The sequence below is a fragment of the Ruegeria sp. N8 genome, assembly GCF_056531325.1.
In genome coordinates this window covers 634,785-647,382 of the sequence record NZ_JBQFLQ010000001.1, presented here as the reverse complement: position 1 = coordinate 647,382, position 12,598 = coordinate 634,785, and the positions used below count along the sequence as shown (strand labels likewise).

Below are 12,598 nucleotides of genomic sequence, written 5' to 3'. Positions count from 1 at the left end.
TCAAAGGCAGCAGTTCAGATCAGGCGGCTTCGGCCTGCTGAGCAGCGTTACGGCGTTCGCTTTCCTCGCGCGACAGCGCGACCGAGGTGCGCACACCGCGCCCCACGAATTCCATCAGGCCGCTGACAACCCGCTCATTGGGGTCGATACCCGCGCAGGACAGCACCTCGCGGCCATCGCGAGAGCGGGCCCAGCGGGCGATTTGTTCGGGGCCATTGCCGTATTTCTTGTCATCGGCAATTGCATCATCCAGCGCAGCCAGAACGACGGCTGCAAAAAGTTTGCGCGCACGGTTGCCTTGCTCATTGTTAAAGGCGGTGCCGTCAACGAAATCTCTCATCTCGTCTTCCTTGTTGTTCTTGCTCTTGCATTTTCGGCGTGACGGTCCTTATGACCTATAAAGTGTGATTCGGATACAGCTAATATGCATAGTTGCGTTGCGTCACTCGCATAGCTTGCTGCATGTGCAGCACTAGGTCTCGTTGTCTTGCCAGGTGTGGTCACGCCAGATATAGGAAGCGCAACTGACGCATCAACCGTTTGTGAAGGATTTATGTCATGCCCAAGATAAATGGGAACGAAATTCGCCCCGGCAATGTGCTTGAGCATAATGACGGCCTGTGGGCAGCCGTAAAAGTCGATCACGTAAAGCCCGGAAAAGGCGGTGCTTTTGCGCAGGTCGAACTGCGTAACCTGCGCAACGGGTCGAAATTGAACGAACGGTTCCGCTCGGCGGACAAGGTCGAGCGTGTGCGGCTGGAACAGAAGGATCAGCAGTTCCTCTACGAATCCGACGGCATGCTGGTGTTCATGGATTCCGAGACCTATGAGCAGATCGAACTGCCATCGGAACTGCTGGGCGAACGTCGCCCGTTTCTGCAGGACGGCATGACCATTGTGGTTGAGTTCTACGAAGCGGAGGCCCTGAACGCCACGCTGCCCCAGAAAGTGACCTGCAAGATCGTCGAAACCGAGCCTGTCGTCAAAGGTCAGACCGCTGCGAACTCGTTCAAACCGGCCATTCTGGACAATGGCGTCAAGGTCATGGTGCCGCCCTTCATCGGTCAGGATGAGATGATCGTAGTGAACACCGAGACCATGGAATATTCCGAGCGCGCGTAAGCTGCACTGAAATCACCAAGAGGCCGCGTTAGCCAAGGCTACGTGGCCTTTTTTATGTGCGGCGCTTGATACGGCGGTATTGCTCGGGGTGGGGGCCGAACAGTTCCAGCATCAGCTCATACTTGATGCGGTTGGCGCTGACCTGGCGGTAGAAGGCGATCAGAAACGCGGTCGGTCCCTGGATCCGGGCCAGCCCGCTTGTTGCGGCAACCACGGTGCCGACATCGGTGCGCCCTTGCAGAACCAGCCAACCGCCCAGCATCAGTATGCCAACGGTGCCTGCGCCGTTGATGACGCTGAGCAGGAATTTGGCAGAAAGCTTCCAGAGAAACATCCGGCGGCGGGTTTCATAGATGTCGTCGAACTGCGCCTCGACCTCACGCGCAGCGGCGTCGATCTGGGCCGAAGTCAGCCGGTCCGTGGCGCTGCGCAGAATGCGCACGCGTTCAGCCACAAAGACATTCACTTTGCGTTGCGACACCAGCACGATGACGATCTGCGGCACGATCATCGAAAAAGCGATCAGTCCCAGCCCCGGCTGTGTGGAGGAAATATATCCTATCACGCTGATCAACGTTCCGATCTGCACGACCGGGTCGGAAAACGCACCACCTGCGAATTTGCCGAGCTCTTCCGCTTCGGCCGAGATGGCAGTGGTCATGGTCCCCTTGCGCACGTCTTCGCCCGTTTCGTTCAGATCAGCAGACCTGACCAGCAGCCGCTGACGGATAAGGCGGATCATGTCTTCGCCCAGCGTGCCCGAGCGGTATCCCAGCACCCATTTCAACCCGAGGCTCAGCAGGATAACCCCCATCATCCCCGCGCCCAGCAACATCAGGTGATCGGCATCAATATTGGCCGAGGTCAGGTGGTTGACGATATCGCGTTGAAATTCCAGTGGGACGGCGGCAAGGGCGGCCACCGCAATGGACAGGGCGATCAGGATGATCTGTCGCCCGGCGCTGGCGCGCCAGATCGCTCTGTATAGCTTGAACATACCCGCACCCGTGTTGGTCCCGTCGGTATTGTGACAGCGCCAGGGTAGGGGTGGCAATCTTTACTCGCGGTGACGGGGATCAGCCGTGCCGATTGCGCAACAATTCAATCGCTTAGCCGAACTGTCGCTGTGTCGGCCTGCATATCGCCGATGGCGCGATCCAGCCGCAGATACGCGATGGCAGCGCCGCCAGACTGAGTGAACAACGTCCCAACAGATTTGCCACCCGCGTTGATTTCCGTTCCGACCGGGGCGCTGCCGTCGATCAGCACCCGGCGCAGACCTTTGCGCAGCTCGGTCTTGTGCTTCATGCGGGCGGTGACCTCTTGCCCGACATAACAGCCCTTCTTGAAATCGACGCCGTTCAGCGCTTCGAACCCGGATTCGAGGATGTAGCTGTCTGGGGTCAGCTCAACGCCCGTCTCAGGGATGCAATTTCGCACACGGATGGCGTCCCAATCGGTGCCGTCGTCGCTTTCAGAAGCAGCGCTATACGTCCGCCAGCCCATGTCATTGTGGCGTGGGTCGGGCAGGGCGCCGTCGGGCGCAGGGCCGGTGCCGCGTTGCAGATTCAACCCGCTGTCCGCGATCGTGACGTCCGCGCGCAGCTTGTACATGCTCAGACGCTTGACCAGCCCGTCCGCCAGAGTTTCTGCCACGTCCAGCAGGACAGCGTCGCCCCGACGCGTCAGAAAGAAATCGGCAAGGTATTTGCCCTGCGGCGTCAGCAGCGCTGCATAGACCAACCCGCCCTGCATCCCGGCGATATCGTTTGTCACCAGCCCTTGCAGGAAACTGTCAGTGTCGGCGCCACTCAGGCGCAGGATGCGGCGATTGGGCATGGGGGTGTCCTCGTGCTTTCCCTCGGCTTCGTGATATAGGAGTTCGCGCCGACAAGACCAGAGGGTAATCCACGTGCCAGCACCGATCTCGATCGTCATCCCAACCCTGAACGCGGCTCAGACCTTACCCGCAACGCTTGAAGCGTTGATGGAAGGGCTACATACCGGCCTGATCCGGGAGTTGATCGTTTCGGATGGTGGATCGACGGACCAAACCCTAGAGATCTCGGATGAGGCCGGGGCTGAAATCGTGTCCGGTGCCGCGTCGCGCGGTGGTCAGTTGCGCCGGGGGTGTGCCGAGGCCAAGGGCGAGTGGCTGCTGGTTCTGCACGCCGATACCGTATTGCAGCAGGGCTGGACTAAAGTGGTTGGGGATCATCTGCGATATGGCACCCCGGGGGTCTTCCGGCTGGCGTTTTCTGCCTCGGGTTTTGCACCGACATGGGTGGCGGGTTGGGCCAACCTGCGCAGCCGGATATTTGGCTTGCCCTATGGCGATCAGGGATTGCTGGTTCCGCGCCGCCTGTATGAAAAGGCCGGAGGGTTCCCGGATCAGCCATTGATGGAGGACGTGGCGTTGGTGCGTCGCCTTGGCCGCATCACTCTGTTGCCGGTCCGGGCCTTTACGAGTGCGGACCGATACCAGAAGGCGGGTTGGCTGCGTCGAGGGACGCGGAACCTTTGGACTCTGACACGGTATTTTCTTGGCGCGGACCCGAAGCGGCTGGCTCAGGCGTATCAGCGCTGAACGCGGTGCGTAGTTCTACAAGCGATTTGCCCAGACGGAACGGTGCAGCAAAGCTGACCAGACATAGGGCAATGATCTGCAACACCAATATATGCGCGTTGGCTTGTAGATATTCCCATTCGTCCTTCAACTTCCCGACTTGCGCAATCAGATCCTCATAGCTTCGGGCAAGGATCAGATAGTCACCGGCAATCGCAGGCACCTTGCGGCGCATATTGTCGATGGCAATCTGGGTTTTGTCGTCCACGGTCGTAAAAACCAGAAATTGGTCGATATCGAAAGCGCTGGCTTTTTCGGCCATCGCGCGTGCGTCGTCCATTTCGTCCTTGGCCTGACGTCCGAACAGGAAGTGCAGTCCTTGCAGCGGCGCGACCTCGTTGGTCACGGCGATAAACAGGGGCAGGTCAGCGTTGCTGGCCGTAGACGCTGACAGGAATTCCACCTTTTCGCACAGAACGCCAATGTCATCATCATAGGCCGGGTCGCAAAACCGCAACCGAAAGCGCGCAGCGTCCCGGTCAAAGGCCAGTGTAGCGGCATAGGCCACGTCGATTTGTCGGTCGAGACGAGAACTGTCTGCAGTGTAAAGACCTGCCAAAACGGCAACCAATGCGCCGATGCCACCCAACACGACCCAGACCAGATCGGCCAGTTTCCACGCTCGATGCCCCGCAGGTTTGCGGAACAGAAACCCGGTGCCTACGAGTCCGATCAGAAAAAACAGGATCAGAAGCGGCAGTTGATTATCGGCGACAAAACTCATGCCCATAAAGTGAACGCGCGGCCCCGAAGTGGCAACACTGATCACGGGCAGTTGTAAATTATAGCAATTTCAGATGTTAAGAACCCGAGCTTTGACCGAACTTGCGGAACAGCTTGGTACGGTCAAAGGCGGCCTCAAGTTCGTCGGTGCGGTCTTTGACCGAATCCCAAAGGCGTTCCTGAACCTCGGCGATGGCGCACTCCATCAGCGTCAGGATCGACGCCATCGAATCCCACGCTGACGGTACCGCAATCCGTGCGGCAAAGGTATGTTTGGCCAGTCGGTGAATGGGCGAGCGCCACTGGTCTGTGAACAGCACAATCTCGGCCCCGCGTTCCTGACAGAGCTGCCCGATCAGCATGGTCGAGTTCTCGTAGCGCCGTACGTCCAGCGCGATTAGGACATCATCTTTGCGTACATCCAGCAGATCATGTGTCCACGACGCAGCCACCGGTAACATTCGGACGTCGGGACGGATCATTTGCAAATGCAGGTACAGGTACTGCGCCATTGTACCTGTGATGCGTCCTCCGGTGATGAAAATACGTCGGTTGGGATCGGATAACAGGTTGCAAAAACTGTCAAACTCGGCTGGATCGACCTCATCAATCGTGCGCTTTTGGTTGGCGAGGGATTGCTGGGAATAGCGGTTGAGGATGTGTTCTTCGGGCAGATCGTTTTGCCAGACATCACGCTTGGCGATGGGGCCCGAGATCATCTCTTTTACTTCGCCCCGCAGGGCGGCCTGAAATTGCGGATAGCCGTCAAATCCAGTCTTTTGCAGCATCCGCGCCACCGTGGTGGTCGAGACCGAGGCGGTGCTGGCCAGTTCGGTAATGCTGCCCAAGCCGGCCATGGGATAGTCATCCAGCAGCACACTGACCAGTTGCCGTTCCGAAGGCGTCATCTTGTCCCGATGGGCCAGCAGCCTGTCCGTCACCCGCACTAAACGATCCTCCTGTATGCGACAAAGGCATAATGTGAATAATTTTTCATCAAGATCAAGTCTGGAGAAAATTGTACAGGAAAATTATTGACAGGTGATCGACGTGTGTGGAAATTTTTCCACAAAGAAGATTCTGGGAATCGCGGGGCGATAAGTTGGATTTCGGCACAGTTGTTCACACTGACTTGGCAGGCAACGCCCCGAAGGTGGTGTTGGTCTGCGAACACGCGTCGAACCGCATCCCTGCGTTTCTGGGCGACATGGGCTTAGGCGCCGAGGCGCGCGACAGTCACATCGCATGGGACCCCGGGGCATTGGCCGTGGCCCGGATGATGTCTGCCGAACTCTCGGCACCGCTGGTTCATGGTGGTGTGTCGCGGCTGGTCTATGACTGCAACCGCCCCCCCGAAGCGCCGGGCGCCATGCCCGTCCGGAGCGAGGACTACGACATCCCCGCAAATGCCCAGATGTCGGATGAAGAAAGGCAGGCCCGTATCCACGGGGTCTATGACCCGTTTCGACAAGCCTTGTCGGCTGTGATTGACCGCAACCGCGCCTCACTGGAGTTGCTGGTGACGATCCATAGCTTCACGCCAATTTATCACGGACAAAAACGTCAGGTCGAGCTTGGCATCCTGCACGGGGTCGATGATCGGTTTGCCACCGCGATGATGGCAACGAAAGCCGTTGAGAACCCGTATATCACGCGACTGAACGAGCCGTATTCGGCCAAGGACGGCGTGGCCCACACATTGGATGTGCAGGCATTGCCCAATGGTTTGCTGAACGTGATGATCGAAATCCGCAACGACTTGATCCGCACGCCTCAGCAGCACGCAACCGTCACCAACTGCCTTGTACCGTGGATCAAGCGGACCTTGGCGACCTTCGAAGAAAGGGCGGCCGAGTGATCCGGGCGATGAGCATATATGTCCGCGTCGTTGACGCGCTCAATTACCGGATCGGGCGGGTGATGATGTGGGGTCTGTTCGCGATGATGGGCATCCTGCTGTGGTCGTCGATCTCGAAAACTTTCTTTCTGCCGTCGCTGTGGACCCTGGAAATGGCGCAGTTTGCCATGGTGACCTATTACATCATGGGCGGGCCGTATTCGATCCAGCTGGGTTCGAACGTGCGGATGGACCTGTTTTATCACAACTGGAGTCACAAGAAGAAAGCGTGGTTCGACGCCTTCACCGTGCTGCTGTTGATTCTGTATCTGGGCGTGCTGTTCTATGGCGGCTTGGGCTCGACCGCCTACAGCCTTGGGTATTGGGGCACTGAACCCGTGGCTTATTTCACAGGTCTTCTGACCGGCAGTGAAGAGGTTGGGCGGCTCGAGCGTTCCTCGACCGCGTGGCGACCTTATATCTGGCCGATCAAATCGATTATGACGCTGGGCTTCTTCCTGATGCTGCTGCAGGCGATATCGGAATTCTTCAAAGACATAGCCCGGATCAAAGGGCAGGAAATCGGGGTCGCTCGGGCATGAGCCAGGAATATATCGCCATTTTCATGTTCGCCTCGATGATGCTGATGCTGTTCACAGGTCAGCGCGTCTTTGGCGCGATCGGAGCGGTCGCAACTGTTGCCGCGCTGGCCCTGTGGGGAACAGGCGGGCAGGACATCACATTTTCAGCCGCGATGAAGCTGATGAAGTGGTATCCACTGCTAACGCTGCCGATGTTCATCTTCATGGGCTACGTGTTGTCAGAAAGCCGTCTGGCCGATGACCTCTATCGGATGTTCCATGTCTGGATGGGGCCTGTGAATGGCGGGCTGGCAATTGGCACAATCGGGCTGATGGTGCTGGTTTCGGCCATGAACGGGCTCAGCGTGGCGGGGATGGCGATTGGCGCGACCATTGCGCTGCCGGAATTGCTGAGGCGGGGCTATGACAAGACGATGGTCACGGGTGTCATTCAGGCGGGTTCCAGTCTGGGAATTCTTGTGCCGCCCTCGGTGGTTCTGGTGCTCTATGCGATGATCGCGCGGCAGCCGGTAGGGCAGTTGTGGCTGGCCGGGATCGTGCCCGGCCTGCTGATGGCGGGCATGTTCATTCTGTATATCTGGATCCGCTGCCGCATTCAGCCGCATCTGGGCCCCGCCATGGAAGATGCGCATGAGGTCCCGCGGGCCGAGAAGATCCGCCTGCTGGGCGCGGGTGCGCTGCCATTGATCATCTTTGCCGCCATGATGGTGCCCTTTGTGAATGGCTGGACCTCGCTGGTCGAAAGCTCGGCCATTGGGGCGCTGACGGCGCTGGTCGTGTCGGTGGTGAAACGGCGCATGACGTGGAAGATTTTCGAGGACTGCACCAAGCAGACGCTGGCGATTTCGTGCATGTTCATGTGGATCATTCTCGCCGCTCTTGGCTTTGGTGCGGTGTTTGATGGCTTGGGCGCGGTGAAGGCCATCGACAACCTGTTCACCGATCAACTTGGCCTGTCGCCATGGATGATTTTGATCCTGATGCAGCTTAGCTTTATCGTGATGGGCACGTTTTTGGACGACACGGCGATGCTGGTGATCGTAGCCCCACTCTATGTGCCACTGGTGGGGGCGCTGGGCTTTGACCTGATCTGGTACGGGGTGCTGTATACGATCACCACACAGATCGCATATATGACGCCGCCCTTCGGCTATAACCTGTTTTTGATGCGCGCGATGGCCCCGCCCGAGATCACGCTGCGCGACATCTACCGCTCGATCTTCCCGTTTGTGGCGGTGATGGTGCTGGCGCTGACGATTATCATGATCTTCCCGGAACTGGCCTTGTGGCTGCCCGGATATGTTTACGGAAACTAACAAGAATGCCGATGAAAAGGCACGAGAAGAACTGCAACAGAGAGGAAATGACATGACAACAAGACGTAAGTTTCTGCAAACCGCCGGGGTGGGCGTTGCCGCTGCCCCTCTGGCCGCGCCCGCGCTGGCGCAGAGCACGATCACATGGCGGATGCAGACCTATGCCGGTCCAGCTTTGGCGGCCCATGTGATCGACCCGGCCATCGAGATGTTCAACAAGATCGCTGGTGACCGGATGCAGATCGAGCTGTTCTATGCTGATCAGCTGGTCCCGACCGGAGAGCTGTTCCGCGCCATGCAGCGCGGCACCATCGATGCGGTGCAATCAGATGATGACTCGATGGCATCTCCCACCGAAGTCACCGTGTTCGGTGGCTATTTCCCGTTTGCTTCCCGCTACTCGCTGGACGTGCCGGTGCTGTTCAACCAGTACGGCCTGAACGAGATCTGGGATGAGGAATATTCCAAGGTCGGCGTCAAGCATATCAGCGCGGGCGCTTGGGATCCCTGCCACTTTGCCACCAAAGACCCGATCAACAGCTTGGCCGATCTGCAGGGCAAACGCGTCTTTACCTTCCCAACGGCGGGCCGCTTCCTGAGCCAATTCGGCGTTGTGCCGGTCACTCTGCCGTGGGAAGACATCGAGGTCGCGGTGCAAACCGGCGAGTTGGACGGCATCGCTTGGTCGGGCATCACCGAAGACTACACCGTGGGTTGGGCTGATGTGACCAACTATTTCCTGACCAACAACATCTCGGGCGCATGGGCAGGATCGTTCTTTGCCAATATGGACCGCTGGAACGAACTGCCGGAAGACCTGCAGACCCTGTTCCGCGTTTGCTGCGACCAATCGCACTACTATCGCCAGTGGTGGTATTGGGGTGGCGAGGCCAGCCTGCGCGTGAATGGCGATAAGATGGAACTGACCTCAATCCCAGACACCGAATGGGCGCAGGTCGAAGAAGCAGCCGTTGCCTTCTGGGATGAAATCGCAGCCGAGTCCGAGACCAAAGCCAAGGTTGTCGAGATCTTCAAGCAGTATAACGCCGACATGCTCAAGGCCGGACGGCCTTATCGCTACGGCTAATTTCAATGCGATTACGGCGCGCGGCCTCGGTCGCGTGCCGGTATTGGACCTCTGGAACCCCGATCCCCGATGCTAGGCTTGCCTCTGAAACAGACAAGAACACTCTGGTCGCGCCTTGGCGTGAACCGGGTCAGAGGGGTATAGGCCAATGGCTATTGCGGGGTTCCTGATCGAGATTTTTGCGGCGACCATGTTGCTGCTGTTTGCGGTGCGGCTGGTCCGCACGGGCATCGAAAGACGCTTTGGCGCATTGTTCCAGTCGCTGTTGACGCGACACTCGAACACCTTTGTTGCCGGTGGGGCCGGTATGGTTCTGGCCACGATCCTGCAAAGCTCGGCGGCGGTAACGGTTTTGCTGACCGGTTTTGCCGCGGCAGGCATGGTCAGCTTTGGCCTTGCGTTGGCTGGGGTGCTGGGCGCGGATCTGGGTGCAGCGCTTGTCATTCAGGTTCTGTCTTATGATCTGGGCTGGCTGCAGCCCGTGCTGCTGGCGCTGGGCGGGTGGCTGTACCTCAAGTCCGACCGCGCCAATGTGCGGCTGATCGGGCGCATTGTTCTGGGCATCGCGTTCATTCTGGTTTCATTGCAGTTCTTGCGCGATGCGGTTGATCCGATCCGCGAGAGCGCCTTTTTGCCCGCCATCGCGGGCTATCTGGAAAGCGACTATTTCAGCGCCTTTATCGTGGGCGCGGTACTGGCTTTTGTCATGCACAGTTCGGTTGCGACGATCCTGATGTGCGTGACACTGGTTCAGATCGGAGCCATCCCTTTTGCTGCCGGGCTGTCGCTGGTTCTTGGGGCCAATCTGGGCTCGGCCTTTATTCCGATCTGGCTGACCCGTGACCTGGCGGTTTCCGCGCGTCGTATTCCACTGGCCAACCTTCTGCTACGCGGCAGCACGGCGCTGGTGATGCTGATTGTGGTCAACGTGACCGGCACGCATCAGACGCTGATGGTGGCGGGGGCAGGGCAGTCGTTGATCTTGGCCCATATCGGGTTCAACCTTGCCGTTTTTGTGCTGGCCACAGGGTTTGTGAACTGGATGGAGCGTCCGGTGACACTGCTGCTGCCCGAGCCCGAGGTTAAGGCGCACGCGATGGACCACTTCTCGGACGCGCTTAGCCCACTGAACGATCCAAGCGCGTCGGGGGCGAACGTTGCGATGTCCTCGGTCCGGCATGAGCTGTTGCAGATGGTCACACAGGTTGAGCGCATGTTCCGCCCGGTTCTGGATATTTATGAGCAGGACGACAGCGATGCGATTTCGGCCCTGTGGCAGCAGGATGAACGGGTGAATGCACAGCTGACCGAAATCCGACGCTTTGTCGCCCGAATGCCGCGCCAAAACATGAGCAAGGCGCAGATCAAGGCGGCGCGCGGCCTGGTCGAATACGCGATCCGGCTTGAGGCGGCGGGCGACGTGGTGTCAAACCGCATGACCCGAACCGCGCAGATCAAACACACTGAACGCACCGAGTTTTCCGCGCAAGGCTGGAAGGAACTCAAGGACCTGCACGCGGCTGTACTGGCCAGTTTCTCGCTGGCTCGTCATGTGCTGCTGGTGAATGATGTGGACTGCGCCCGCCGTCTGGTGCTGGACAAGGCCGAGGTCAAGCGCCTGTCACGGCATAGCCGCAAGGCGCATCTGAAACGGCTTGAGAGGGGGCAGACCGAGAGCTTTGCCTCAAGTGATCTGCATCTTGAGACGTTGCGCGCCATGCGTGACCTGCACGGGCATATCGCCGCCATCGCCTATCCGATCCTCTACCAAAGCGGGCAGGTGCTGGAGACACGTCTGGTGATGGAAATGGATAGCGAAACGGTCGAGGACTAGGGCCGCTGGGAATAATTTGGGACGACGGTCCCAGAAGAGGACAAAGGATGAACGGGATGGGCAATGAAGCAAGATTGAACGATCTCAAAGCCAAGGCCGAAGCTGGTGAGGTCGACACCGTGCTGGTCTGCATGGTCGACATGCAGGGGCGTCTGATGGGTAAGCGGTTCCACGCGGGTCATTTCGTGGCGGGCGCTTGGGAAGAGACCCATTGCTGCAACTATCTGTTGGCCACCGACCTCGAGATGGCGACGCCCGATGGCTATGCTGCCACCAGCTGGGAACGCGGATATGGCGACTATGTGATGAAGCCTGACCTAAGTACTCTGCGCCCGGTTCCGTGGCTTGAGGGCACTGCCATGGTGATGTGCGATGTGTTGGATCACCATACGCATGAGGAAGTGCCCCACGCGCCTCGGTCCATCCTGAAAAAGCAGGTGAACCGGCTTAAGGCCATGGGCTATGACGCCATGTGCGCTACCGAGCTGGAGTTTTTCCTGTTCGAGAAGAGCTTTGACCAGATCCGCAAGGAAGGGTTTCGCGATCTGGAGCCGATCTCGGGCTATAACGAAGACTATCACATCCTGCAGACCACCAAGGAAGAGCATGTGATGCGCCCGATCCGCAATCATCTGTGGAACGCGGGGATTCCGGTCGAAAACTCGAAAGGTGAGGCTGAGACCGGGCAGGAAGAGCTGAACATCAAATACGCCCCCGCGATGGACACGGCCGAGTATCACTCGATTGCCAAGAACGCAGTGAAAGAGATCGCGTGGCAGCATGGCCATGCGGCGACGTTCCTGCCGAAATGGCATCATGAGAAAGTGGGAAGCTCGTCCCACGTGCATCAGTCGCTTTGGGCAGATGGGGTGCCAATCTTTTTCGACGAAAAAGATCCGCTCGGGATGTCTGATGTCATGAAGAACTACATGGCGGGTTTGCTGAAATACGCCGCCGATTACACCTATTTCATGGCTCCCTACATCAACAGTTACAAGCGGTTCATGAAGGGCACGTTTGCGCCAACGCGGATCATCTGGTCGGTGGACAACCGCACGGCGGGGTTCCGTCTGTGCGGGGATGGCACCAAGGCAGTTCGGGTGGAGTGCCGTATTCCAGGCTCGGACATGAACCCGTATCTGGCGATGGCAGGGATGCTGGCCGCTGGGATTGCCGGGATCGAGGAAGCGCTGGAATTGCAGCCTCCGACTCAGGGAGACGTCTATCAGGGCGAAACAGGTATGATCCCCGGCAACTTGCGTGCGGCGCGGGATGCGTTGCATGGGTCGGCCATGTTGCGCGCGGCCATGGGGGATGATGTGGTCGATCACTATGCCCGTGCGGCGGAGGTCGAGATCGAAGAGTTCGAGCGTGTAGTGACGGATTGGGAAATTGCGCGCGGGTTTGAGCGGGCTTAGAGGGCGGGAGCGAGGGGCCAGCCCCTCGCGCTC

General features: G+C 58.7%; 12 protein-coding genes. 8 read left to right on the top strand and 4 right to left on the bottom strand.

Annotated features, from left to right (window positions below; genetic code table 11):
- Positions 1–19: 19 nt before the first annotated feature.
- The gene (locus ACR0C5_RS03280; protein WP_037310273.1) at positions 20–340 is read right to left on the bottom strand and encodes a DUF6280 family protein; all 321 of its coding nucleotides are present in this window, start codon (positions 338–340) and stop codon (positions 20–22) included.
- 218 nt (positions 341–558) lie between these two features.
- Between ACR0C5_RS03280 and efp the strand changes: the two genes are divergently transcribed.
- Positions 559–1,122, top strand: coding sequence for an elongation factor P (efp, locus tag ACR0C5_RS03275; protein WP_170770260.1), 564 nt, complete (start codon positions 559–561; stop codon positions 1,120–1,122).
- 52 nt (positions 1,123–1,174) lie between these two features.
- Here efp and ACR0C5_RS03270 read toward each other — a convergent pair whose 3' ends face one another.
- Together ACR0C5_RS03270 and ygfZ are read right to left on the bottom strand one after the other, a co-directional pair.
- Positions 1,175–2,119 (bottom strand): ABC transporter transmembrane domain-containing protein, encoded by a 945-nt coding sequence (locus tag ACR0C5_RS03270; protein ID WP_170782710.1) that lies wholly within the window; start codon positions 2,117–2,119, stop codon positions 1,175–1,177.
- Between the two features lie 104 nt (positions 2,120–2,223).
- Positions 2,224–2,961, bottom strand: coding sequence for a CAF17-like 4Fe-4S cluster assembly/insertion protein YgfZ (gene ygfZ, locus ACR0C5_RS03265; RefSeq protein ID WP_480874512.1), 738 nt, complete (start codon positions 2,959–2,961; stop codon positions 2,224–2,226).
- A gap of 73 nt (positions 2,962–3,034) precedes the next feature.
- Here ygfZ and ACR0C5_RS03260 point away from each other — a divergent pair, with 73 nt between their 5' ends.
- A complete protein-coding gene (locus tag ACR0C5_RS03260; protein WP_480874509.1) occupies positions 3,035–3,709 on the top strand; it encodes a TIGR04283 family arsenosugar biosynthesis glycosyltransferase in 675 nt (224 codons plus the stop codon).
- A gap of 839 nt (positions 3,710–4,548) precedes the next feature.
- On the opposite strand, the gene ACR0C5_RS03255 is transcribed toward ACR0C5_RS03260, so the two are convergent.
- Positions 4,549–5,418 carry a MurR/RpiR family transcriptional regulator gene (locus tag ACR0C5_RS03255; RefSeq protein ID WP_480502650.1) on the bottom strand — a complete coding sequence of 290 codons (870 nt, stop codon included), beginning with the start codon at positions 5,416–5,418 and terminating at the stop codon, positions 4,549–4,551.
- Between the two features lie 155 nt (positions 5,419–5,573).
- Here ACR0C5_RS03255 and ACR0C5_RS03250 point away from each other — a divergent pair, with 155 nt between their 5' ends.
- The 6 genes from ACR0C5_RS03250 to ACR0C5_RS03225 all read left to right on the top strand — a co-directional run bounded on the left by ACR0C5_RS03250 (position 5,574) and on the right by ACR0C5_RS03225 (position 12,565).
- Positions 5,574–6,329, top strand: coding sequence for an N-formylglutamate amidohydrolase (locus ACR0C5_RS03250; protein ID WP_480874506.1), 756 nt, complete (start codon positions 5,574–5,576; stop codon positions 6,327–6,329).
- A gap of 8 nt (positions 6,330–6,337) precedes the next feature.
- Entirely contained in the window at positions 6,338–6,910 is a 573-nt protein-coding gene (locus ACR0C5_RS03245; RefSeq protein ID WP_480874503.1) for a TRAP transporter small permease subunit, read from the top strand.
- A complete protein-coding gene (locus ACR0C5_RS03240) occupies positions 6,907–8,226 on the top strand; it encodes a TRAP transporter large permease (protein WP_170770275.1) in 1,320 nt (439 codons plus the stop codon). The genes ACR0C5_RS03245 and ACR0C5_RS03240 overlap by 4 nt, the downstream gene beginning before the upstream one ends.
- Before the next feature lie 52 nt (positions 8,227–8,278).
- Positions 8,279–9,313 carry a TRAP transporter substrate-binding protein gene (locus ACR0C5_RS03235; protein WP_480874500.1) on the top strand — a complete coding sequence of 345 codons (1,035 nt, stop codon included), beginning with the start codon at positions 8,279–8,281 and terminating at the stop codon, positions 9,311–9,313.
- A 148-nt stretch (positions 9,314–9,461) separates the two neighbouring features.
- Entirely contained in the window at positions 9,462–11,147 is a 1,686-nt protein-coding gene (locus ACR0C5_RS03230; protein WP_480874498.1) for a Na/Pi cotransporter family protein, read from the top strand.
- A 56-nt stretch (positions 11,148–11,203) separates the two neighbouring features.
- Positions 11,204–12,565 (top strand): glutamine synthetase family protein, encoded by a 1,362-nt coding sequence (locus ACR0C5_RS03225; protein WP_480857572.1) that lies wholly within the window; start codon positions 11,204–11,206, stop codon positions 12,563–12,565.
- The last annotated feature ends 33 nt before the right edge of the window (positions 12,566–12,598 follow it).

Coding starts and splice junctions, on each gene's coding strand:
- ACR0C5_RS03280 (WP_037310273.1), bottom strand. CDS start 340: ATGAGAGATTTCGTTGACGGCACCGCCTTTAACAATGAGCAAGGCAAC.
- efp (WP_170770260.1), top strand. CDS start 559: ATGCCCAAGATAAATGGGAACGAAATTCGCCCCGGCAATGTGCTTGAG.
- ACR0C5_RS03270 (WP_170782710.1), bottom strand. CDS start 2,119: ATGTTCAAGCTATACAGAGCGATCTGGCGCGCCAGCGCCGGGCGACAG.
- ygfZ (WP_480874512.1), bottom strand. CDS start 2,961: ATGCCCAATCGCCGCATCCTGCGCCTGAGTGGCGCCGACACTGACAGT.
- ACR0C5_RS03245 (WP_480874503.1), top strand. CDS start 6,338: ATGAGCATATATGTCCGCGTCGTTGACGCGCTCAATTACCGGATCGGG.
- ACR0C5_RS03240 (WP_170770275.1), top strand. CDS start 6,907: ATGAGCCAGGAATATATCGCCATTTTCATGTTCGCCTCGATGATGCTG.
- ACR0C5_RS03235 (WP_480874500.1), top strand. CDS start 8,279: ATGACAACAAGACGTAAGTTTCTGCAAACCGCCGGGGTGGGCGTTGCC.
- ACR0C5_RS03230 (WP_480874498.1), top strand. CDS start 9,462: ATGGCTATTGCGGGGTTCCTGATCGAGATTTTTGCGGCGACCATGTTG.
- ACR0C5_RS03225 (WP_480857572.1), top strand. CDS start 11,204: ATGGGCAATGAAGCAAGATTGAACGATCTCAAAGCCAAGGCCGAAGCT.